We start from the raw sequence: 22,562 nt of genomic DNA, 5'->3' as shown, positions 1-22,562 counted from the left end.
GCTGTTATCGGGGCTAGGGCAATCGTTTTCAAAAGCGCGTAACTGCTGCTTTATAATTTTTGTATCTCACTTTTTTTTGTCATTCCGAGGAACGAGGAATCCCCGCAAGTAACTCTACAATCAAAATCGTCAATCCTTGGCGAGCTTCTCACGGGGTTTCCTCGTTCCTCGGAATGACAAGATTGTGTGTGAAAACTTTGTCAAAGTTTTAAACATTGACAAAGATGATATGTTTAATTCGTGAATTCGTGGCGAAAAGAAATCTAATTCTCTAATCCCTCCAAATCCTCTTTCTTAGCCTTTTTCTTCTCAAAAGTCAAAACCAAAGCAGGTAAAACCAATAAATTGGCAAACATTGCAAACGCCAAAGTACAAGAAATTAATCCACCAAGAGCGATTGTGCCGCTAAAGCTTGAAAGCGTGAAAGTAGCAAATCCCAAGATCAAAACTACCGAAGTATAAAAAGTACTGATTCCTGTTTCTTTCAAAGCACTAAAAACAGATTTTTTGACTTTTCCATTACTCTGAATTAAATCATGTTTGTATTTCGCCATAAACTGAATCGCATTATCGACCGAAATACCGAACGCAATACTAAATACCAAAATCGTAGAAGGTTTTAACGGAATCCCGAAATAACCCATTAATCCGGACGTGATACAAAGTGGTAAAATATTCGTAATTACAGATGCCATTACCATTTTGAACGATCTGAATAAGTACAACATTAATCCTGCAATTACTAAAATTGCAAAAATCAATGACTCGATTAAGTTGTCGACCAAATACGATGTTCCTTTCTGGAAAACCAATGCTTTTCCTGTCAGAGTCACTTCGTAACGATCTTCGGGAAAAATTTCAGCAATTTTTGAGCGTAATTTTTTCTCTACTCTTGCCATTTCCTGAGTTCCAATATCTTTCATGAAAGTCGTGATTCGGGCATATTGTCCAGTCGAATCTACGTACGATTTCATTAAGTTGTCTTTGCTATTTTTTGTCGCATTTTTTGCATACGATAAAATAAACGTCTGTTCCTGCGAAGTTGGTAATTGGTAATATTCCGGATTTCCATTATAGAAAGCCTGTTTAGAATATTTAACCAGATTCACTACAGAAACTGGTTTCGATAATTCAGGAAGTTCAGCAATTGTGTTTTGCAATTCATCCATTTTTTTCATCGTCGATAATTTCATAACACCTTTTTTATGTTTGGTATTAATCATTATTTCAAGTGGCATTACACCGTTGAATTCTTTTTCGTAGAATAAAATGTCTTTATAAAATGAAGCACTTTTTGGCATTTCACCAATCAAGCTTCCCGAAACTTTCATTTGTGAAACCCCAATTACACTAAAAACCAAAAGCAAACCGTAAATGGTATAAATTACTTTTCGTTTGTTTTTTACCACATTTTCAACAAAATTCAATAAAGTCGAAATGTAGGTTTTGTTTAAGTGATACAAATGTCTTTCGCCCGGAATCGACATAAAACTGTATACAATTGGCACAATTAAAAGCGTCAGCAAATAAACCGAAATTACGTTGATCGAAGTCACCAACCCAAATTCAAAAAGCAAATCATTACCCGTAATCATAAACGTTGCAAAACCTATTGCTGTGGTTAAATTCGTCATCAAAGTCGAAACTCCAATTTTCGAAATAATACGCTGTAAAGCCTTTGCCTGATTGTTATGCAGTTTTATTTCCTGCTGGTATTTATTAATCAGGAAAATACAATTCGTAATCCCGATAACGATAATTAATGGCGGAATAATTGCCGTTAGAATCGTGATTTTATAATGAAATAATCCAAGTGTCCCGAAAGACCAAATTACACCAATTATTAAGATACAAATCGAAATAAAAGTCGCTCTGAACGAACGGAAAAAGAAAAAGAAAATCAAAGAAACTGTAAATAACGCCGCTCCAATAAAAAGTCCGATTTCACCTTTCATGTTGTCCGCATTAATCGTTCTGATGTACGGCATTCCTGAAACTTTCAAATCAACCCCGGTAGTTTTTTCGAATTTATCGATTTTCGGAACCAGGTTTTCAAGGATAAAAGTCTTTCTTTCTGGTGTATTTACAAGTGCTTTATTAATGTAAATTGCTGAACGAATACTACCACTTTGTTTATTAAACAATAATCCTTCGTAAAAAGGCAAGTTGTGAAACAAATCATATTGTACCTTTTTTAAGTATTCAGGGTCAAGTGCTTTTTTTTGATCAATAAAAGGTGTTAGAACAAATTTTTCGTTAACAGTATCTTTTTCCAGTTTCTTTAAATCATTAAGTGAAACGACCAAATCTACCTCTTTAGAATTTTTTAAACCCGTCATTAATTCATTCCAGGCCGCATAATTTTTAGGGGTAAAAAATTTCGGATCCTGAAACCCGATTACTACCAAATTTCCCTCTTCACCAAATTTATCTAGAAACTGTTGGTATTGTTTGTTTACGATATGATCTTTAGGAAGCAAATTCGCTTCGGTATAAGTCATAGAAAGGTTTTTCCATTGATAACCAAGGAAAATCGTTAAAGCAGATAGGATTACTAGTATTATAATTCGGTTCTTAAGTATGATTCGGGCTAGTTTTTCCCAAAATCCAACTTGTACAGCGTTTTTCATAAATTCTTTAAAATGGATGCAAATGTAGTGAAAAGAGCTCTAAATCATAAATAATCGCTTGTATTTTACTTAATGTTAACACAAAATACGCACTTGACGTTTGTGATATATTTCTCTCTTTTTGTGTTTTAATGATCAGCTTTTCTCATATTTGTACGTAATTTAAAAATGAGACGAAAATGAACTGGATTTTATTAATAATTGCCGGACTATTTGAAGTAGGGTTTGCTTCTTGTTTAGGCAAAGCCAAAGAAACAACAGGAATGATCTCCACATATTGGATGGTTGGTTTTTTTGTTTGCCTTTCGATCAGTATGATATTATTGTATAAAGCCACGCAAGTTTTGCCTATAGGAACCGCTTATGCCGTTTGGACAGGAGTTGGCGCCGTTGGAACTGTTTTAGTGGGGATTTTAATTTTTAAAGAACCGGCAACTTTCTGGAGAATATTTTTTCTTTCGACTTTGATTGCTTCAATTATTGGGTTGAAGTTTGTTTCTAGTCATTAGAAAGTTGGCTCACGGGTTTTACGGATTTAACAGATTTACGCGGATAAATTAATTTTGGTTAAATAATAAAAAAAGTTCTCGCAGATTTTGCAGATATCATAATTCGTGCTTATTGGTGCAATTCGTGGCGAAAAAAACAGCCGCAGATTGTAAAGATTAACAGATTTACGCAGATAGAATTAAATACTATAAAAATAAAATCTGTGTAAATCCGTTCAATCCGTAAAACCCGTGGGCAAAAAAAAACGTTTTAACTTTACATAAACATGCAAGAAAACAATACCATCACTTTTATATTTCTGGCGATTCTTTTATTACTTATCGTCATCATTTGTTTTTTGATGTATCAATTGATGCAGTTTAAAAAAGCAAAAGATGATGCTGAGAAAAGTTTTTATGCGCTCGAAATGAAAGTGAATGATTTGCAGTTAGAAACTTTAGAATCAAAACTGAATCCGCATTTGTTTAAGAATATTTTGAACTCGATTCAGTCGCATGCGTATCAAACGTATTTTGCTTTAGATAAACTGGCGAATGTTCTGGATTATATTCTATACGAAAGTAAAAAGAAGTTTGTCACCGCAAAAGAGGAAATTGATTTTGCCTTGAATTTAATCGAAATCAACAAAATCAAGATCAGTCCGCTTTTTGAGTTGAAGATTAAAACCAATATCAATAAAGAAGATAAATTATACGATCAGCCTTTATTGGCACCATTAATTTCTATCGATTTAATCGAAAATGCCTTTAAACATGCTGATTTGCAAAGTGCTGATGCTTTTATTTCGGTAGTTTTTGAGTTTAGGGATAATGCTTTTTTTATGACGGTTTCGAATAAAATCTCTGATAAAAAAGTATTAAAAAAAGAACGAAGCGGTTTTGGTCACGCGACTTTAGAACACCGCTTGCGTATTATTTATAAAAACAACTTCAAACTCGATAAGTTTGTAGAAAACGATGTTTATATAGCTCATCTTAAAATAGATTTACTTGAATACAAAACTGAAATGCTTGCTGCTGGACGATGAGTTACCGGGATTAACGTACTTAAAAATGCTTTGCGAGCAAATTCACGAAGTCGAAATTGTAAAAACGTATAATAATCCGGAGAAACTTCTTGCCGATATTCCGAATCTCGATTTTGATCTATTAATATCAGATATCGAAATGCCCGGAATTGACGGTTTGCATCTGGCAGAAATGCTAGACAATAAATTAGTAATTTTTTGTACCGCCTATAAAGATTATGCTGCTGATGCTTTTAATATTGATGCAGTAGATTATATCACAAAACCAGTAAAACTGGAACGTTTAGAAAAAGCGATCTCAAAAGCTTTTGAGCGTTTTCATAAACCGGATGCGGCTAAAAAGTTTATTCAGTTAAATACAGATAAAGGTAAAACTTTATTGTATTTTAATCAGATCGTGTACATCAAAACGGCTGTTAGTGATAGCCGGGATAAAACAGTTTTGCTTATTGACGGAAGTTTTCTAAACTTGAAAAATGTAAAATTTGATACACTTTTAAACGAATTGCCCGATGCCGATTTTTGCCGCGTAAACAAGAAAGAAATTGTAGCGGTAAAAGCCATTAAATTTTTTAATCATAACGAAATTATACTGCATCATTTAGAGAAAAATGATAAAAACAGTACCTTAATTCTCAGCGAAACCTATCGTTCTGACTTTTTGAAAAAGGTAAAAATATAACTTATTACAAAGTTTTTCCGACTTGTTACATACATTGAAAATTAGGTTTAAAATTGCTTTATCACTTAATTCTCAGTGCTGATATTTGCACCATTAAAATCAAAAAAACGAGTTATGAATAATATTAAAAACTCCTTATTTTACGTTACTGTTATTGGCGGATTCACTGCCTTGATATATTGGGTAATTTCAAAAGGTGCTGCACTCGAAGTGGGGCGCGGAATCGTACACAAACAAATCGAAAGCAATCATTGGAATGATTTTCTCGATTCAATGATAGATAATTTAAAACATCCATTGGCTATTTTATTGGCACAAATCGTTACGATTATTTTAGTAGCACGTTTGTTTGGATGGGTTTTTAGAAAAATAGGGCAGCCATCTGTAATTGGCGAAATGATTGCAGGTATTGTTTTAGGGCCCTCTTTGGTCGGAATGTACTTTCCTGAGTTCTCTGCAGCATTGTTTCCAAAAGAATCTTTAGGGAATTTACAATTCTTAAGTCAGATTGGTTTGATCCTTTTCATGTTCGTTATCGGGATGGAATTGGATTTGAAAGTATTAAAAAATAAAGCTCATGATGCTGTAGTTATAAGTCACGCCAGTATTGTTATCCCTTTTGCTCTGGGTCTTTCATTAGCTTATTTTATCTACCATACTTTTGCTCCGGTTGGTGTTGAGTTTGCATCGTTTGGTTTGTTTATGGGAATCGCCATGAGTATTACGGCGTTTCCGGTATTGGCCAGAATCGTGCAGGAGCGAGGCATGCAAAAAACAAAACTGGGGACTATAGCTATAACTTGTGCTGCGGCCGATGATATTACAGCCTGGTGTATTCTGGCTGTTGTAATTGCAATTGTAAAAGCAGGTTCGTTTACAAGTTCTTTATACGTAATTGGTTTGGCTATTTTATATGTTATTATCATGCTCAAAATAGTTCGTCCGTTCCTGAAAAGGGTTGGGGATTTAAATTCAACTCGCGAAAGCTTGAATAAACCTGTTGTTGCTATTTTCTTTATTACGCTTTTATTCTCTGCTTATGCTTCTGAGTTAATCGGAATTCACGCTTTGTTTGGTGCTTTTTTAGCAGGAGCGATTATGCCTGAAAATAATAAATTCCGAAATATTTTTATCGAAAAAGTCGAAGATGTTGCGATCATTGTTTTATTGCCATTGTTCTTTGTGTTCACCGGTTTACGTACTCAAATAGGTTTGTTAAACGACCCTTATCTATGGAAAGTGACAGCTGTAATTATAGCAGTTGCCGTAGCCGGGAAATTCTTAGGAAGTGCTTTTGCTGCCAAATTTGTAGGGCAAAGCTGGAAAGACAGTTTAGCAATCGGGGCATTAATGAATACTCGTGGTTTAATGGAGCTTGTGGTTTTAAATATTGGCTACGATCTAGGAGTATTATCTACAGAAATTTTTACCATGATGGTTATTATGGCTTTAGTAACTACTTTTATGACGGGTCCGGCTTTAGATTTTATAGGATTTATTTTTAAAGATAAGGTCAAGGCAGTTCCTCAGGAAATTGGTAATAAAAGCAAATTCAAAATTTTGCTTTCTTTTGCAACTCCTGAAAAAGGGAAAAAATTATTGAAACTTGCTAATAGTCTGGTGAAGAAACAAGGTGATAATTCGATTGTAACGGCGATGCATTTATCATTAAGTACCGAGATACATTCGTTTGACATCAAGGATCACGAACGTAAAATGTTAGTTCCGGTAATCGAAGAATCAGAACGTTTGAATCAAAACATGGTGAGTGTTTTTAAAGTAACCAATGATATTGATACAGATATTATTGATACGGCAAACCAAGGCGAATATGATTTATTATTAGTGGGTTTAGGTCAGTCTATTTTTGATGGAACTTTGCTGGGTAAAATTCTTGGTTTTACTACCCGAATCGTAAATCCGGATCGTTTGATTGATAAGTTTACAGGAAAAGAAGGTTTGTTCGAAAATTCTCCTTTCGACGAAAGAACACGCCATATTATTGCAAAAAGTAAAATGCCGGTTGGTATTTTTATTGATAAAGAACTGGAAGAAGTGAATCAGGTTTTCATGCCTATTTTTACTAAAGAAGATTCTTTTTTAATTGAATATGCCAAGAAATTAATTAACAATAACGGATCTCAGATTACGGTTCTCGATGCGAGCGGTGAAGTAAAAAATACCAGGGATATTCAGGAAACAATTCGTTCGATTGAGCAAATTGCACCCAATCATATTATGATTATGCACGACAGAACTATTAAAAAAGAGTTTTTAGAAAACCAGAATTTAATGATCATTAGTTTAGACAGCTGGAAAAAACTAATAGAATCTCAAAGTACATGGCTGAATAATACGCCTTCGGTTTTGATTTTGAAACCATAAGGGTTTTAAATTCCAATAATTTTGAAAATTCCAAATTCCAATTTTTATGATTGGGTTTGGGATTTTTTTTTGGAATATTCTCAGGATTGCGAGATGGCACGCGGATGACACGGATTCGCTCGTGCGAAAACGCGGATTTATACGGATTTTTTTGTTTTGTTATTCGCATTTTTTGTCATCTCGACCGAAGGGAGAGATCACACTCGGAGCTCGACAAAGATTGACGACAATCTTGTCATCCTTACATAGGAATTATCTTCGCTCGTTGCTCGACAAAGATTAGCGATATTTTGTGCGGAGTTTCGAGTGTGATCTCTCCCGCCGGCCGAGATGACAAACTATATGTATAATTGGAATTTTGACTTGAGCTTTAGTAAACAGGCGAAGCAATTTAAAAAATTGGAGTTTAAAAATTACAATCCTAAGTCTAAAACATAAGAAATTTTAACGGCAATATTATCCTCAAATTTCAGCAACTGATTTGGACCGTAGCGATAAAAACCACCTAAACCAAAACCTTTGTAAATCTTGTTGAGTTCGATTCCGGATTCGAAGAAACCTTTGTCTAATGTTTTGTAGGTTGGACCAACGTGTTGTTGAGGATTTTCCATATTTCCCCAAGCCATTCTGGTTACTAAAACTAAAGAGGGACGAACTTTTTTAAGGATTCTGATTCGGTCAAAACCATGTTTGATTTGGAAAAAGATGTATTGGCTCGAGAAAAATTCATTAAAGTACATGGTTTCAAAACTGTTTCGGCCAGCAAAAGTAATACGCTGGATAACGGTTTCTTTGGTTAAATTATTAGGCATTGTGTTGTACAAATGCGTAAGCGGCACATCGCCAATTGCGTAACCTCCTTGTAAAAGTAAACTTGTTTTTTGACCGTTCAGGTAATTTTTTTCATACTCGGTTTTGAAATCGATTTTGCCAAAAGAAAAATCATTTCCTAAAACATCAGGTAAGGATTGTGTGTACTGAAAAGTAAATCTTGGAAATCTTTTTTCCGATTCGTTTCTTCCGGTTGGTGTTTGCATAAAGTTGCTAAATGGTGCCCAAACAATAGAAACCATGGCAGTTGTCATAACGTAACTCGAATATAATTTTCCGCCGTAATTAAACATATAATCAAACTGAGGCACAACATCAGTTCGGGCTAATTCGAAAACAGCTTCGGTTTTTGGAATAATTTTAGACTGAACATTCGCTTTCCATGCAGTATATTGATAAAATGTGCTAATATTGATTGGGCGAGGATCATAAATTTTAAAAACACGCTTATCAACGGCAAAAACGGTACTTGCAATTTCGCGCACATCATCTGTATAATACGCGTTTACCCACGTATTGGTACTCTTGTTGAGTAAAACTCCGGTTCCTAAACTGTATTTAACTTCGCCATCTTTTGTCCCGTAAGCAGAGTAGCCTTCGATTCTGAAATTTTTAGAAAAACGATCGTTCGTGATTCCGCCAAGACCAAGGCGAAAACCTTCATAATTATTATAACTGATAATTTTTTTCAGATCAAGATCAACAGGGCCAATTGGGATATAACCATTGATAATTTTTCGGCCAAAACCTAAGCGGTTTTCGATTCTTTTCTTGATCGAAAGGCTGTCTATCAATTGATATGTTTTTTGTCCTTTTAAGTCTAAGGCTTCTTTTCGGTACTGATTCCAGAATGCTTCAGGTTTTTTGCTGGCATCGTCTTTAATTTCAATATAAAGTGACGGATTTTTTATTGGCGGACTGGTATTGTAATGAACGTCGAAATTATTACTTTCAGATAGCAGATAGGTAAAATCTGAAGCTGATTTTTTTCTTTGTTCAAAATTATCCTCTACATCTCCGTCAAACTGAATTGTTCCGCCCAGAATCTTGATGTCATCATCGTTTTTCCCTTTTACGATTTTAAAAGTCGTATTGCTCTGAAACCATACTTTTTCATTGGGTACATATTCAAATTCGTGAATTCCGCTAATATCAAGAACACCTTTTATACGCATTACAGCTTTAGCTATGGCAAAGTTCTCCTGATCAATATATAGAACGCCTTCTAATCCTGATGCTTTTCTTTTTTGTTTGTTTTTAAAGTAAATCATATAGGTTTCGCGGCCTTTTATGTTTACAGTATCAAGTAATTTATAATTGTAAGCTGACGGTGCCGTATTCGAAATTGGATTTTCGTATTTGGTTTCAAATAGCTCATATTTATTGTCGTAAATCGATATCGATTGCAAGTTGAAAGCAATAACTTCATAAATAGGATTTTTGAATCCTGCCATTTTGGTGCCCAGAATGGTTTCTTTTAGCTTGTTATTTGCAAACTGATATTGTGAGACTTTTTCGGTTTGAAACAAGTGCTGTTTGGTTATTATTTCCTTGAATTTATAATCGGATGAATCAACATTGATGCGTTTTTTATCGAAATCCTTATAAGCTGCTGTAGAATCGATTCTGCCATCTATAGAATCAGGATTGGCCGTTACAATAAGTTTATTGTAGCTTTTGTACTCAAAACTGCTCAGTTTTTTTTGTGGATTGTTTTTGTTTTTATTGGCGATTACTTTCTTTATGATGGTTAACGCCGGATTTTCATTAGAAATAATAACTTCTTTTAAATCGTCGGTTTTTTGAGAAAGCGAAACTGAATAGTATCTTTTTTCTGTAATCGAGATAATTTTGGTTTGAAAGCCGATATAGGAAACCGAAAATGTATTTGCCTTTTCAGAAGGTGTAAAAATAAACTTCCCGTCAACGTCAGTAATTGTATTGATGTTGTCTGGAGTTGTTATGGTTGCAAAAGGAAGCGGTTTGTTGTTGGAGTCTGTTACAATTCCGTTTATTTGAAATTGCGCCTGAATAGTAAGCGTGAAAAACAAAGTCAATAAACAGAATAGCTTCATAGAGAATATTATAGTTTCAAACGAACAAAATGTAATTTTTGGTATGCAAAAATAGCAATAAAAAAAATCCGTCTAGTAGAATTTAACTAAACGGATTTTTATTTTGTGATAATATCATTATACTTTCATGATTTCGGCTTCTTTTGCAACCAAAAGTTCATCTATTTTTTTGATATAAGTGTTAGTTAGATTCTGAACTTGTTCTTCGGCAGATTTACAAATGTCTTCAGAAGTTCCTTCTTTTTCTAATTTTTTGATATCAGTATTAGCATCTTTACGCACATTACGCACACCAATTTTGGCATCTTCAGCTTCAGATTTTGCCTGTTTGGCCAAATCTCTACGACGCTCTTCTGTCAAAGGCGGAACGCTGATAATGATAACATCACCATTGTTCATTGGGTTGAAACCGATATTAGCAATCATAATTGCTTTTTCGATTACTTGTAACATGTTTTTTTCAAAAGGCTGTAATGTAATTGTTCTTGCATCAGGAACACTAATTTTAGACACTTGCGAAAGTGGTGTTGCTGATCCGTAGTAATCTACAAAAACGCTTCCTAGCATTGCCGGAGAAGCTTTTCCTGCACGAATGTTAAGAAATTCTTTCTCTAAATGCGCAATCGAACCATTCATTGATTCTTCAGTACTATCTAATATAAATTCTATTTCTTCAGTCATTTTTTTTAAGTTTTCAGTTTTCATTCTCAGTTTTCAGTTCAGGTCGGCAATTGCGACTGTAAACTGTTACTGATGACTATATATTTACTACAGTTCCTATGTTTTCGCCTTCACAGATTTTTAATAAATTTCCAATTTTGTTCATATCAAAAACAACGATTGGCAATTTGTTCTCCTGACTTAATGTAAAAGCTGTTGTATCCATTACGTTTAATCCTTTTTTAAGAACGTCATCAAACGAGATCATATCAAATTTTACTGCTGATGCATTTTTTTCCGGATCAGAATCGTAAACACCATCAACACGGGTTCCTTTTAAGATGACATCTGCATTGATTTCGATACCTCTTAAAACAGCTGCAGTATCAGTTGTAAAATAAGGATTTCCGGTTCCGGCTCCAAAAATTACAATTCTTCCTTTTTCAAGATGACGGTCTGCTCTTCTTTTAATATAAGGTTCTGCAATAGACTCCATTTTTAAGGCAGTTTGCAAACGGGTTTTCATTCCTTTGTCTTCAAGAGCGCCTTGTAATGCCATTCCGTTTATCACAGTAGCCAGCATTCCCATGTAATCACCTTGTACTCTATCCATACCAGCACTTGCACCTGCAACGCCTCTAAAAATATTTCCTCCTCCAATAACAATAGCAATTTCTACCCCTTTACTATGAATTTGCTTAATTTCGTCAGCATATTCGGCTAATCTTTTCGGGTCAATACCATATTGTAAATCACCCATCAAGGCTTCGCCACTCAGTTTTAGAAGAATTCTTTTATATTTCATGTGTTGTTGCGTTAATTTGTGCAAATATAGACATATTCTCATTTTTAAAAATAATGTTTTCAAAAAATTAATAGTTCTTTTACTTTTAAATTTATAGGGAGTTTTCAGGATTTTTTTGAATGTGATAAAAGTCATTCTTTGAATCTTCTTGAAATTTGTAATTTTATGCAATTCAAAAAATAAACAAATATGAAAAACATTATCGCTAAGGCATTATTTAAGAGTCATACTTATGCTGAATATCGCAAATTGGTTAGTGATTTATTAGTCAACGGACAATCAACCGGTAGCGAACAATCTGAAAGTTTAACCAATTATAGTAAACTGAACGATGCCAGAATGAATCGCTTAGATAAAACGATCAAACTTACAGATGAAGTTATTTCAAAATTAGAAAACCTGGATCATAGATATATTTGGCTTGTAATTTCTGAAGGCTGGTGCGGTGATGCAGCTCAAATACTTCCTATAATTAATAAAATGGCTTTGGCATCGAATAAAAAAATCGATCTTAGAATTGTGTTGCGTGACGAAAATGAGGAATTAATGAGCCAATATCTTACGAATGGCGGAAAAGCAATTCCGAAAGTTATTGTAATTTGTAAAGAAGCAGGAATTGTCCGCGCCAATTGGGGACCCCGACCAAAAGCAGCATCTGAATTAATGGCGAACTATAAAAAAGAATTTGGTGTAATCGACGAAAAAATAAAAACGGATCTGCAATTGTGGTATTTGGCAGATAAAGGAATTTCGGTTCAGGAAGAACTCATGCAAATTACAGAAGATATTAAATATAATCGCTTGTAGTTGGATTTATTGTGGCACTAAAAACGGGATTTTGTTTTGTAATGTATTGAAATTAAATGCGGTAGCTTTTAAAAAATGTAGTAAAATGTTTTTTTTGTTTTAAAAGTTTTGTACTTTAGTAACATCATCCCACTTCTATTATTTATTTTCTGATTTACTCTTTTTATTGGTGTTTATTTAATGTTTAACAATTAAAAAATGCACTATTATGAAAAAGTTATTCGAAAGATTTTATGATTTTGTTTCAGGTGTATTGTTTGGAGGAAAAAATGTATGTAATTATTAACTCCAAAAAAAGCACCCTATGAAATAGAATTATTTTAGGAGTTGGCACATTACGATGGTTTCATTTGTAATGTGCTTTCTGTTTTATTCTAAATTAAGGCTTTCTTCAAATAAAGTAACATCAATCGCATCTTTTACATCGTAGTCTCCAATTTTTGTACGACGTAAAACAGTTAAATGTGATCCTGAATGCATAGCTTTTCCAAAATCATAAGCTATAGATCTAATGTAGGTTCCTTTGCTGCAAACGATTCTAAAATCGATTTCAGGTAAAGCAATTCTTGTGATTTCAAATTCGTGAATGGTCGTTTTTCTACTTTCAATTTCTATGGTTTCTCCTGCGCGTGCATGTTCGTACAAACGAACGCCATCTTTTTTAATAGCAGAAAAAATAGGTGGTTTTTGATCGATTTCACCTAAAAATTGTTTTACGGTTTCATGAATCAAAGCTTCGTCAATATGTGAAGTTGAATATGTTTCGTCGATTTCGGTTTCAAGATCATACGATGGAGTAGTGGCTCCGATGTAAAAAGTTCCGGTATATTCTTTGGCCTGACCCTGCAATTCGGTAATTCTTTTAGTGAATTTTCCAGTGCAGATCAATAATAATCCGGTTGCCAAAGGATCTAAAGTTCCGGCATGACCAATTTTGAACTTTTTAGGAAGTCCGACTTTATTGATCAAAAGGTATTTTAATTTATTGACAGCTTGAAACGAACTCCATTTTAAAGGTTTGTCTATCAATAAAATTTGTCCGTTTAAATAATCTTCAGGCGTCATTAGATAATGGTAAGAGGATGAATGAAAAAGTGAATCAGTAATAAAGCGATTCCGGCAATTATTCGATAATAACCAAAAACTTTAAAGCCGTTTTTAGTCAAAAAACCAATAAAAGTTTTAATCGCTAAAAGTGCGACAATAAAAGCAACAACATTTCCTATAACCAATAAATTAACCTGATCGTGAGATAATTCGAATCCTGCTTTATAATAATCGTAACATTTTTTTGCTGTTGCGCCTAACATCGTTGGTACGGCCAAAAAGAATGAGAATTCGGCAGCTGTTGTTCTGGATAGTTTTTGAGACATACCACCAACAATACTGGCTCCGCTTCGTGAAACTCCCGGAATCATAGCCAAACATTGAAACATTCCGATTTTAAAAGCTTGCAAATACGTGATTTCTTTTGAAGTTTCGGAAGTATTTGGGTTATTGAACCATTCGTCAACTTTTAATAAAATTAATCCTCCTATTAAAAGTGAAACCGCAACCGTAACCGGATTTTCTAATAAACCATCGATAAAATCACTTAGTAATAATCCTAAAACTACAGCCGGAATAAATGCAACCAAAAGTTTAAAATAAAAATCAAGTGTCTGAAAGAACCGTTTGAAATATAAAACAACTACAGAAAGTATGGCACCAAGCTGAATGACAATGGTGAATAATTTAGTAAAATCTTCATGGGCAATTCCGAAAAAAGAAGAGGCAATAATCATGTGGCCGGTTGAAGAAACAGGTAAAAATTCTGTGATTCCTTCAATTATGGCAAGAATAATAGCTTGTAATGTATTCATTAAATTTAGAATGTTAGATTGTTAGAATATTAGACTTCTTAGATAAGATGAATCTAACAATCTAAGAGGTCTGAAGTCTAAGGAGTCTACTTAGATTTTTTAAAAATAGAATAAACTGCAATTCCAAAACCAATTAAAACAGTTGTTGGAGCTAAACGAATACGTCTAAAGTTAAAAACATCTTCATTAAAAATGTTAGGATCTTTACTTCCTCCGCCAGACATTAATATAAAACCAAGGGCAATAACGCCAATTCCAATTAATAGAATTTTATAGTTAATACCTTCAAAAAGGAATTCTTGTTTTTGCGGCTGTTGTTGTTCTGTATTGTTATTGTTTTTCATTTTTATTTTTTTGTCTCTCTGATTGAAGTCAAAGACTATTTATTTTTACTGTAGACTTAAAACTGTGACTGAATACTTTTTTAGTAAAGGTCGTCTGTTCTTAAATTCAGGAAACGTTGAGTTGCAAAATGCGTACTTACCCAGGTTATTAAAATACCCAGCCCAAAAACAGCTAATAATACCAATCCGATTAATACTTTATCTTCTAAAATTCCTAAACCGGGAAAATTGGTTTCTACATAAAATAAAACCCCAATTAAGGCAATTATAGCCAATCCAGCACCTAACATTCCTAATTTTACACTACGGGTTACAAAAGGTTTACGAATAAACGATTTTGTAGCGCCCACCATTTGCATGGTTTTAATAATGAATCGATTAGAATGAATCGATAAGCGTAAAGAACTATTGATTAATAAGACAGCGATTACAGCAAGAAAACCGCTGATAATCAAAATCCACATACTTACTTTTTTGATGTTGTCGTTTACCAGATTTACCAATTGTTTGTCGTAAACAATGTCTTCAATCATAGTGTTTTTGCGTAATTTGCTTTCAATTTGCACAATACTGTCTCTCTCGACATAATCAGCTTTTAAGTGAATGTCGTATGAGTTTAATAAAGGATTTTCTCCTAAAAAGGTCAGGAAATCTTCTCCAATAATATCAGTATGCTCTTTTGCTGCTTTGTCTTTGGTAACATAAACATAAGATCTTGCGAAAGGCGCTCTTTTCAATTCGGTATCGAATGCTTTTATCACGCTATCATTGGCTTCGTTTTTAAAGAAAACTGTCATAGCAATTTTTTCTTTAAAATCATTGGCCAGTTTTTTAGAATTGATAATGAATAATCCCAGTACTCCTAAAAGGAATAAAACCAGAAATACACTTAATACAACCGAAAAATAAGAGGAAATTAACCTGCGCTTTTGAAATTTATCAAAGTTAGAACTCATAGTTTGCTTAAATTATGTGGTAAAAATAATAAAGAATTTCTTTATTTGAAGTTAATAACGATCAAAGTTTTAACTTTAGTACCATAAATGTACAATTAGATGTTGAATAAAAAGTTTATTTAATCACAAAGTGCGTCAAGTTTTACGCAATCCCGAAGCTTCGGCAGCAAAGCTTTTTCTGTTTTCATCCCGCAAAGCCACGATCTAGAGGTCAATACTATTAAGTCAAGAAAGTAATTTGAAAATCCGTTTTTATCAGCGTTTTCGCTTTAGCGAATCAGTAAATCAGCGTCTAATTTTAATGCGGGCAAAACAGATTTACTTGATGAAAACACGAATAAAAACGGATTTGATTTACAATAATTTTATTGTGCGGTTTATTTGTGCTTATTCTCACAGTTGAAAACGCGGTTTACGTTTTGCTGCTATTTTCTAAAAATAATAACCGAAAAGTTCGCGAGGCTTTAATTCTTTGCGTTTTTAAAGGTAATTTTAAAACAAATAATGAGTTTTAAAATTTTAAATTTTGGGTTTCTTTTAGAGCGAAATCCTTAATGCGTTTTTCAATTTCGTAGAAAACAGTAATGGCTTTTTCTCCGGCTTCGGTAAGTCTTGCACCGCCGCCTCCTTTTCCGCCCAGAAGTTTTTCGACCAAAGGACTTTCGGCACGCTGATTCATTTCTTCTACCAATTGCCAGGCCTGGCGATAGGCCATTTTCATTTCTTTAGCAGCATTGGTAATTGAGCCGGTTTTTCGAATGTTTTCTAATAACCAAATTTTTCCAATTCCAAGAAAAGCTCCTTCATTTTCTTCAATCCAAACCCGAACTTCAACTTTGTATTTTTTGCTGTCAGCCATTTTGATTTTTTTAATGCTATTCAAAAATAGGCATTATTATTCTTTATTTTAAACTGGACTGAAGTCCAACCCTATAATATGGGTCTTTCCTACGGAACTTTATTGCTTCGCAATTGTTTTAGCAAAAAATGATATTATCCTAAATACAAAAGTACAAAATCACGTATTTTTACTTAATTAAAAATACGTATTTTGTTATTTTATTTGTTTGTCAACGAAATAGCTTTGGTACAAACGACAATAAATGTAAATTTGCGCCAATAATTAATTTAGTGAAAAGCCTTAGAACCTTAGTAACTTAGAATCTTAGTCACTTAGAATGAAATACAATCCAAACGAAATCGAAGAAAAATGGCAGAAATATTGGGCTGAAAACCAAACTTTTGCTGCATCAAACAATTCTGAAAAGCCAAAGCATTATGTTCTGGACATGTTTCCTTATCCATCTGGAGCCGGATTGCACGTAGGGCATCCGCTGGGTTATATTGCTTCAGATGTTTATTCTCGTTTCAAAAGACATCAGGGTTTCAATGTTTTGCACCCAATGGGTTACGATAGTTTTGGTTTGCCGGCAGAGCAATACGCGATACAAACCGGACAACGTCCTGAAGATACGACGCGCGTAAATATTGATGGAGGAGTAGATAAAGAAGGAAAACAAATTGCAGGATACAGAAAACAATTGGATAAAATTGGTTTTTCGTTTGACTGGAGCCGGGAAGTTCGTACGTCAAATCCTGATTATTATAAACATACACAATGGATTTTTATCCAATTATTCAATTCGTGGTATTGCAGAAAACAAGGAAAAGCATTTGATATTTCAGAGCTTGTAAAAGTTTTTGAAGAAGAAGGAAATGTTTTGGTCGAAGCCGTTTGCGATGATAATGTGGCAATTTTTACCGCAGCAGAATGGAATTCGTATACTGAAGATCAAAAAGAAAAAATCCTTTTGCAATACAGAATGACATATTTGGCAGAAACGGAAGTAAACTGGTGTCCTGGTTTAGGAACTGTTTTGGCAAATGATGAAATTGTAAACGGAGTTTCGGAACGTGGCGGATATCCGGTTATTCGTAAAAAAATGACACAATGGAGCATGCGAATTTCTGCCTATGCAGAGCGTTTGTTGCAAGGTTTAAATGATATTGACTGGAGTGAATCGATAAAAGAATCGCAAAGAAACTGGATCGGGAAATCTGTTGGTGCAATGGTTTCTTTCAATGTAAAAAATCACGATGAAGTAATAGACGTTTTCACAACACGTCCTGATACCATTTTTGGAGTAACTTTTATGACCTTGGCGCCAGAACATGATTTGGTAGCTAAAATCGTAACGGCAGATCAAAAAAATGCTGTTGAAGCCTATATCGAAAAAACAGCAAAGCGTTCAGAACGTGAACGTATGGCCGATGTAAAAACGATTTCTGGAGTATTTACCGGAGCTTACGCTGAACATCCTTTTACAAAAGAGCCAATTCCGGTTTGGATTGGTGATTATGTTTTGGCAGGTTACGGAACTGGTGCTGTAATGGCGGTTCCTTGTGGGGACGAAAGAGATTATGCTTTTGCTAATTTCTTTAAAGGTCAAAACGGAATGCAGGAAATCAAGAATATCTTCGCAAACGTTGATATTTCTGAAGTAGCTTACGGATCTAAAGACAATGTTGAAATCGCCAATTCTGATTTCTTAAACGGATTAAATTATAAAGAGGCAACTCAAAAAGCAATTGCTGAATTAGAAAAAATAGGTCAGGGAACCGGAAAAACAAATTACCGTTTGCGTGATGCTGTTTTCTCCCGTCAGCGTTATTGGGGAGAGCCTTTTCCTGTTTATTATGTAAACGGATTGCCGAAGATGATTGCTGCAGAACATTTGCCTATTATTTTGCCAGAAGTAGAAAAATATTTGCCAACCGAAGATGGTTTGCCTCCGTTAGGAAACGCCACAATCTGGGCTTGGGACACTAAAAACAATGAAGTTGTTAATACTGATTTGGTTGATAATTTCGAAATTTTCCCTCTTGAATTGAACACCATGCCAGGTTGGGCGGGAAGTTCATGGTATTGGATGCGTTATATGGATGCACATAACGAAGATAGATTCGCTTCCGCGGAAGCATTAAAATATTGGGAAAGCGTAGATTTATATATTGGAGGAAGCGAACACGCAACCGGACATTTATTGTATTCTCGTTTCTGGAACAAATTCTTAAAAGACAAAGGTTTTGCTCCAACTGAAGAACCATTCAAAAAACTGATCAATCAGGGAATGATTTTGGGAACTAGTGCTTTTGTTTATTATACTTATTATTCATTGATTAATAAAAATAGTAAAGAAGTAATTATTGACAAGAAAATGATTTTTATTTCTAAGGAAGTATATAATAATGTTCTTTCTGGAAATGATGAATCATTGAGAAATATAGTGAAGAATGATATTAATTCTGATTTATTAGAAAGATTAGACAGAGAAGAATTGAATTTAATTACTCCTATAAATTATTCTCATGTTGATGTTTCAATTGTAAATTCTTCTGATGAATTAGATATTGAAAAATTTAAGAATTCTAGAGAAGAATATAAAAATTCAATATTTGTAACTGATGATAAAGGAAAATACATTGTTGGCCGTGAAGTCGAAAAAATGTCGAAATCGAAATACAATGTAGTGACTCCAGATGATATTTGCAATGAATACGGTGCCGATACATTACGTTTGTACGAAATGTTTTTAGGTCCGTTAGAGCAAGCAAAACCTTGGAATACTGCCGGAATTTCAGGCGTATTTGGTTTCTTGAAAAAATTATGGAGATTGTATTTTGATGAGAATAAAGGTTTAATCGTAAACAACGACGAACCAACAAAAGACAACTTAAAATCATTACACAAAACGATCAAGAAAGTAGCGGAAGATATCGAGAGTTTCTCTTTTAACACTTCTGTTTCTCAGTTTATGATTTGTGTAAACGAATTGTCAACTCAAAATTGTCACTCAAGAGCGATTTTAGAACCATTAGCTATTTTGGTTTCGCCTTATGCACCGCATATTGCTGAGGAATTATGGTCGCAATTAGGACATAAAACGTCAATTGCAACAGTTGCTTTCCCTGTTTTTGAGGCGAAACATTTGGTCGAAACGAATAAAGAATACCCTGTTTCTTTCAACGGAAAAATGCGTTTCACGATCGAATTGCCTTTGGATTTAACCAAAGAACAAATCGAAGGAATCATCATGAAAGACGAAAGAACATTAAAACAATTAGATGGTAAAACACCAAATAAAGTGATTATTGTTCCCGGGAAAATCATTAACCTGGTAGGTTAATAATTTTAAAATTCCAATATTTAAAATTCCAAATTCCAATTTTACGATTGGGATTTGGATTTTTTTGCGCTTATTTTTCCGCCACGAATTACATAAATTAACACAAATTCAATTCGTGAAAATTCGTGTAATTCGTGGCAAAACTTCATCTTATTCAAATTGGAATTTGACATTTTTATACTTGGAATTTACCTCATAAACATTGGAATTTGAAATTTTAAAATATTGAAATTTATTTTTTTTTCAAAAAATCTGTAACATTTTAAAACTTCTCGTATCCAAAGGGCGAATTAAATCATTTAACAACTTAAAATTATTAAAAATGAAAAAGTATATCATTCTGGTTATCGCCCTTTTATTTTCAGCATTGTGTTTAAATGTATTTGCACAAACAAAACAATATCCGTTTGAGGTTATTAAAACCGGAAAAGGAAAACAAGCTATTTTATTTATTCCGGGATTTGCTTCTTCAGGAGATGTCTGGAATGAAACCAAAGCAACTTTCGAAAAAGATTTTACCTGTTACACTTTTACAATGGCAGGTTTTGCAGGAGTAAAACCCCAGCCAAATCCTTCTTTTAAAAATTGGGAAGATGAAATCGTTAATTATATAAAAGCAAATAAAATAGAGAAACCAATTGTTGTTGGTCATAGTATGGGCGGCGGATTAGCATTGGCAATTGCTGCAGATTATCCTGAATTAATTAGCAAAATTATTGTGGTCGACGCATTACCATGTTTAGGCGCGTTGATGGATCCTTCATTCAAATCAAAAGAAAATAATGACTGTTCAACTATGGTAAGTCAAATGACCGCATTGTCTGACACTCAATTTTATGATATGCAGAAAAAAACGATGCCAAGACTTCTTGAAAATACTTCAAAACTGGAAATGGTGGTCGATTGGAGTGTAAAATCAGACCGTAAAACTTTTGCCGAAATGTATTGTGATTTTTCTAATACTGATTTGAGAGATAAAATTGCAGCTATAAAATGTCCGTCATTAATTTTACTGGAATCTTATTTTGTAAATTTAAAACCTGCAATTGAAGGGCAATATAAAAATTTAAAAACTGCTAATTTTCAATATGCCAACAAAGGATTGCATTTTATCATGTATGATGATACAACATGGTATTTAACTCAGATCAGCAATTTTATAAAATCGTAATAAATGGAATTTGAAACTATTTATAAAACGTATTGGGACAGGATATTCAGGCTTTGTATGGGTTTCGTGAACGATTACGATGTTGCGCAGGATTTGGCTCAGGAAACTTTTATTATTGTCTGGCAAAAGCTGGAAACTTTTAGAAATGAATCGGGTATAGGAACCTGGATTTTTAGAATCGCGTCTAATAATTGTTTAAGGCAGATTGAAAAAGAAAAACGTTTCCCAAAATCAGATTTGCCACATCATCTTACTGAGGAAAAACAGACTTCAATAGAACCACAAATTCAGTTTTTGTACAAATGTATTGCCGAATTGCCGGAAACAGACCGTATTATTATCTCGCTGGAGTTAGAAGATGTAAAACAAACAGAAATTGCCAAAATTGTCGGGCTGTCTGAAGCCAATACGAGAGTACGAATCTATAGGATAAAAGAAAAACTGACTCAAAAATTTAAAGAAAATGGACAACAATAATATAGATTTTAAAGATTTATGGAAGAAACAAGCCGTAAATCAGCCCAATATAGAAGATATATTGGCAAGGTTAAAACAATTTAAAAAGTCAAGTTTAAGATCTTTGTGGAGAACTAATATCTTACTTACTGCAACAAGTGCCTTTATAATTTTTGTATGGTACCACTATCAGCCTGAATTTATTTCGACAAAAATTGGAATCATTTTAGCGATTTTGGCAATGGTAATGTATGTTGGTGTTTACAACAGATTACTGGGTACTTATAAAAATATCGATTCAACACAAACCAATCAGGAATATTTGCAGCAGTTAATTTCGATTAGAAAAAAACAGCAATACATGCAATCCAAAATATTAAGCTGGTATTTTATTTTGCTACTGGTAGGAATCTGCTTGTATATGTATGAATATGCATCAAGAATGACTGTTTTCTATGCTTTGATTACTTACGGCATCACTTTGTTATGGATCGCATTGAACTGGTTTTATATTCGTCCAAAGCAAATTAAAAAACAGGAAACTAAGATTAATCATCTGATTGAGAAATTTGAAGAGATAAACCATCAATTAGAAGGATAAAAAAAGCTTCGTAATATACGAAGCTTCTTTTTTCCAAAATTAAAATAAAAATTCCACCTAAAACTTATAGTGGGAAAGCATAAGGCACAAGAGTTACAACGATGATTCCGTCATTGTTTGCTTTTGCAGTCGATTCTTTTACTACTTTACCGCCAACATAAATTTTGGCAGTTAGGGTTTGATCTTTAACTCCGCCATAACCACTTGCGCTGGCTGTTATACCATTAACACCTGCATCAACGGTGATTTCTTTTGTCCAAGGTAAGGTGGTAACGTCCTCATTTAATGGATTTCCACCCTTATCAAAATAAATTGTACTAAGTTCTCCTGAAAAATTTCCGGTTAGCTCATATTTTACATCTCTTGAAACAGGTGCTGAGTCATTATTGTCGTCGCTGCTGCAAGATCCTGCTGTAAAAGCAAGAGTGAATACAATCGCTAAAGTTTTTAAAACTGATTTCATAATATAGTTTATTAGTTAACATTCATTTAAAACAAAATTAGATGCTTATGAATGAGATGACAATACCTGATAAAATGCATTTTGCATTACCTGATATCAGGTAAAAGTGA

General features: G+C 33.8%; 19 protein-coding genes. 9 read left to right on the top strand and 10 right to left on the bottom strand.

Annotated elements, in window-relative coordinates:
- Positions 1 to 263: 263 nt before the first annotated feature.
- Positions 264 to 2,630, bottom strand: a complete 2,367-nt coding sequence (locus tag B0M43_RS03080) for an RND family transporter (RefSeq protein ID WP_078006882.1) — start codon at positions 2,628 to 2,630, stop codon at positions 264 to 266.
- Between the two features lie 179 nt (positions 2,631 to 2,809).
- Between B0M43_RS03080 and B0M43_RS03075 the strand changes: the two genes are divergently transcribed.
- From B0M43_RS03075 to B0M43_RS03060, 4 genes are all read left to right on the top strand, one after another.
- Positions 2,810 to 3,139, top strand: a complete 330-nt coding sequence (locus tag B0M43_RS03075) for a multidrug efflux SMR transporter (protein ID WP_065448629.1) — start codon at positions 2,810 to 2,812, stop codon at positions 3,137 to 3,139.
- 266 nt (positions 3,140 to 3,405) lie between these two features.
- Positions 3,406 to 4,167 carry a sensor histidine kinase gene (locus B0M43_RS03070; RefSeq protein WP_078006883.1) on the top strand — a complete coding sequence of 254 codons (762 nt, stop codon included), beginning with the start codon at positions 3,406 to 3,408 and terminating at the stop codon, positions 4,165 to 4,167.
- The gene (locus B0M43_RS03065; protein WP_078006884.1) at positions 4,130 to 4,849 is read left to right on the top strand and encodes a LytTR family DNA-binding domain-containing protein; all 720 of its coding nucleotides are present in this window, start codon (positions 4,130 to 4,132) and stop codon (positions 4,847 to 4,849) included. The genes B0M43_RS03070 and B0M43_RS03065 overlap by 38 nt, the downstream gene beginning before the upstream one ends.
- Positions 4,850 to 4,963: 114 nt before the next feature.
- Positions 4,964 to 7,234: a cation:proton antiporter gene (locus B0M43_RS03060; RefSeq protein ID WP_078006885.1), complete on the top strand. Its 2,271-nt coding sequence runs from the start codon at positions 4,964 to 4,966 to the stop codon at positions 7,232 to 7,234.
- A 413-nt stretch (positions 7,235 to 7,647) separates the two neighbouring features.
- Here B0M43_RS03060 and B0M43_RS03055 read toward each other — a convergent pair whose 3' ends face one another.
- The 3 genes from B0M43_RS03055 to pyrH form a co-directional block, all read right to left on the bottom strand.
- Positions 7,648 to 10,140, bottom strand: coding sequence for a DUF5686 family protein (locus tag B0M43_RS03055; protein WP_078006886.1), 2,493 nt, complete (start codon positions 10,138 to 10,140; stop codon positions 7,648 to 7,650).
- Positions 10,141 to 10,257: 117 nt separating this feature from the next.
- The gene (gene frr, locus B0M43_RS03050) at positions 10,258 to 10,821 is read right to left on the bottom strand and encodes a ribosome recycling factor (RefSeq protein ID WP_065448796.1); all 564 of its coding nucleotides are present in this window, start codon (positions 10,819 to 10,821) and stop codon (positions 10,258 to 10,260) included.
- Positions 10,822 to 10,897: 76 nt separating this feature from the next.
- Complete coding sequence (gene pyrH, locus B0M43_RS03045) at positions 10,898 to 11,605, bottom strand: UMP kinase (RefSeq protein WP_065448795.1); 708 nt, start codon at positions 11,603 to 11,605, stop codon at positions 10,898 to 10,900.
- A 189-nt stretch (positions 11,606 to 11,794) separates the two neighbouring features.
- Between pyrH and B0M43_RS03040 the strand changes: the two genes are divergently transcribed.
- Positions 11,795 to 12,412 (top strand): thioredoxin family protein, encoded by a 618-nt coding sequence (locus tag B0M43_RS03040; RefSeq protein ID WP_065448622.1) that lies wholly within the window; start codon positions 11,795 to 11,797, stop codon positions 12,410 to 12,412.
- Between the two features lie 369 nt (positions 12,413 to 12,781).
- Here B0M43_RS03040 and truB read toward each other — a convergent pair whose 3' ends face one another.
- The 5 genes from truB to B0M43_RS03015 all read right to left on the bottom strand — a co-directional run bounded on the left by truB (position 12,782) and on the right by B0M43_RS03015 (position 16,433).
- On the bottom strand, positions 12,782 to 13,477 hold the full coding sequence (gene truB, locus B0M43_RS03035) for a tRNA pseudouridine(55) synthase TruB (RefSeq protein ID WP_078006887.1): 696 nt from the start codon (positions 13,475 to 13,477) through the stop codon (positions 12,782 to 12,784).
- Positions 13,477 to 14,274: an undecaprenyl-diphosphate phosphatase gene (locus B0M43_RS03030; protein WP_065448620.1), complete on the bottom strand. Its 798-nt coding sequence runs from the start codon at positions 14,272 to 14,274 to the stop codon at positions 13,477 to 13,479. Before B0M43_RS03030 ends, truB begins: the two co-directional genes overlap by 1 nt.
- 86 nt (positions 14,275 to 14,360) lie before the next feature.
- Positions 14,361 to 14,618 (bottom strand): DUF3098 domain-containing protein, encoded by a 258-nt coding sequence (locus tag B0M43_RS03025; RefSeq protein ID WP_065448619.1) that lies wholly within the window; start codon positions 14,616 to 14,618, stop codon positions 14,361 to 14,363.
- Positions 14,619 to 14,698: 80 nt separating this feature from the next.
- On the bottom strand, positions 14,699 to 15,574 hold the full coding sequence (locus B0M43_RS03020; RefSeq protein WP_065448618.1) for an ABC transporter permease: 876 nt from the start codon (positions 15,572 to 15,574) through the stop codon (positions 14,699 to 14,701).
- 511 nt (positions 15,575 to 16,085) lie between these two features.
- Positions 16,086 to 16,433, bottom strand: coding sequence for a winged helix-turn-helix domain-containing protein (locus B0M43_RS03015; protein WP_078006888.1), 348 nt, complete (start codon positions 16,431 to 16,433; stop codon positions 16,086 to 16,088).
- A 319-nt stretch (positions 16,434 to 16,752) separates the two neighbouring features.
- Here B0M43_RS03015 and B0M43_RS03010 point away from each other — a divergent pair, with 319 nt between their 5' ends.
- The 4 genes from B0M43_RS03010 (at position 16,753) to B0M43_RS02995 (ending at position 21,989) form a co-directional block, all read left to right on the top strand.
- A complete protein-coding gene (locus B0M43_RS03010) occupies positions 16,753 to 19,761 on the top strand; it encodes a leucine--tRNA ligase (RefSeq protein WP_078006889.1) in 3,009 nt (1,002 codons plus the stop codon).
- Between the two features lie 322 nt (positions 19,762 to 20,083).
- Complete coding sequence (locus tag B0M43_RS03005; protein ID WP_078006890.1) at positions 20,084 to 20,932, top strand: alpha/beta fold hydrolase; 849 nt, start codon at positions 20,084 to 20,086, stop codon at positions 20,930 to 20,932.
- Positions 20,933 to 20,935: 3 nt separating this feature from the next.
- A complete protein-coding gene (locus B0M43_RS03000; RefSeq protein ID WP_078006891.1) occupies positions 20,936 to 21,409 on the top strand; it encodes an RNA polymerase sigma factor in 474 nt (157 codons plus the stop codon).
- Positions 21,396 to 21,989, top strand: coding sequence for a hypothetical protein (locus B0M43_RS02995; RefSeq protein WP_078006892.1), 594 nt, complete (start codon positions 21,396 to 21,398; stop codon positions 21,987 to 21,989). The genes B0M43_RS03000 and B0M43_RS02995 overlap by 14 nt, the downstream gene beginning before the upstream one ends.
- 64 nt (positions 21,990 to 22,053) lie before the next feature.
- Here B0M43_RS02995 and B0M43_RS02990 read toward each other — a convergent pair whose 3' ends face one another.
- Positions 22,054 to 22,452 carry an MmpS family transport accessory protein gene (locus B0M43_RS02990; RefSeq protein ID WP_078006893.1) on the bottom strand — a complete coding sequence of 133 codons (399 nt, stop codon included), beginning with the start codon at positions 22,450 to 22,452 and terminating at the stop codon, positions 22,054 to 22,056.
- Positions 22,453 to 22,562: the final 110 nt, after the last annotated feature.

It is taken from the genome of Flavobacterium sp. KBS0721 (assembly GCF_002007065.3).
GTDB classification, from domain to species: Bacteria; Bacteroidota; Bacteroidia; order Flavobacteriales; family Flavobacteriaceae; genus Flavobacterium; species Flavobacterium piscis.
Note: the sequence above shows the minus strand (reverse complement) of the source record. Positions and strands in the feature narration are given on the sequence as shown.

What these genes read in the sequence shown, in the direction of transcription:
- B0M43_RS03080 (WP_078006882.1), bottom strand. Translation starts at nt 2,630, where the DNA reads ATGAAAAACGCTGTACAAGTTGGATTTTGGGAAAAACTAGCCCGAATC.
- B0M43_RS03075 (WP_065448629.1), top strand. Translation starts at nt 2,810, where the DNA reads ATGAACTGGATTTTATTAATAATTGCCGGACTATTTGAAGTAGGGTTT.
- B0M43_RS03070 (WP_078006883.1), top strand. Translation starts at nt 3,406, where the DNA reads ATGCAAGAAAACAATACCATCACTTTTATATTTCTGGCGATTCTTTTA.
- B0M43_RS03060 (WP_078006885.1), top strand. Translation starts at nt 4,964, where the DNA reads ATGAATAATATTAAAAACTCCTTATTTTACGTTACTGTTATTGGCGGA.
- B0M43_RS03055 (WP_078006886.1), bottom strand. Translation starts at nt 10,140, where the DNA reads ATGAAGCTATTCTGTTTATTGACTTTGTTTTTCACGCTTACTATTCAG.
- frr (WP_065448796.1), bottom strand. Translation starts at nt 10,821, where the DNA reads ATGACTGAAGAAATAGAATTTATATTAGATAGTACTGAAGAATCAATG.
- pyrH (WP_065448795.1), bottom strand. Translation starts at nt 11,605, where the DNA reads ATGAAATATAAAAGAATTCTTCTAAAACTGAGTGGCGAAGCCTTGATG.
- B0M43_RS03040 (WP_065448622.1), top strand. Translation starts at nt 11,795, where the DNA reads ATGAAAAACATTATCGCTAAGGCATTATTTAAGAGTCATACTTATGCT.
- truB (WP_078006887.1), bottom strand. Translation starts at nt 13,477, where the DNA reads ATGACGCCTGAAGATTATTTAAACGGACAAATTTTATTGATAGACAAA.
- B0M43_RS03030 (WP_065448620.1), bottom strand. Translation starts at nt 14,274, where the DNA reads ATGAATACATTACAAGCTATTATTCTTGCCATAATTGAAGGAATCACA.
- B0M43_RS03025 (WP_065448619.1), bottom strand. Translation starts at nt 14,618, where the DNA reads ATGAAAAACAATAACAATACAGAACAACAACAGCCGCAAAAACAAGAA.
- B0M43_RS03020 (WP_065448618.1), bottom strand. Translation starts at nt 15,574, where the DNA reads ATGAGTTCTAACTTTGATAAATTTCAAAAGCGCAGGTTAATTTCCTCT.
- B0M43_RS03015 (WP_078006888.1), bottom strand. Translation starts at nt 16,433, where the DNA reads ATGGCTGACAGCAAAAAATACAAAGTTGAAGTTCGGGTTTGGATTGAA.
- B0M43_RS03010 (WP_078006889.1), top strand. Translation starts at nt 16,753, where the DNA reads ATGAAATACAATCCAAACGAAATCGAAGAAAAATGGCAGAAATATTGG.
- B0M43_RS03005 (WP_078006890.1), top strand. Translation starts at nt 20,084, where the DNA reads ATGAAAAAGTATATCATTCTGGTTATCGCCCTTTTATTTTCAGCATTG.
- B0M43_RS03000 (WP_078006891.1), top strand. Translation starts at nt 20,936, where the DNA reads ATGGAATTTGAAACTATTTATAAAACGTATTGGGACAGGATATTCAGG.
- B0M43_RS02995 (WP_078006892.1), top strand. Translation starts at nt 21,396, where the DNA reads ATGGACAACAATAATATAGATTTTAAAGATTTATGGAAGAAACAAGCC.
- B0M43_RS02990 (WP_078006893.1), bottom strand. Translation starts at nt 22,452, where the DNA reads ATGAAATCAGTTTTAAAAACTTTAGCGATTGTATTCACTCTTGCTTTT.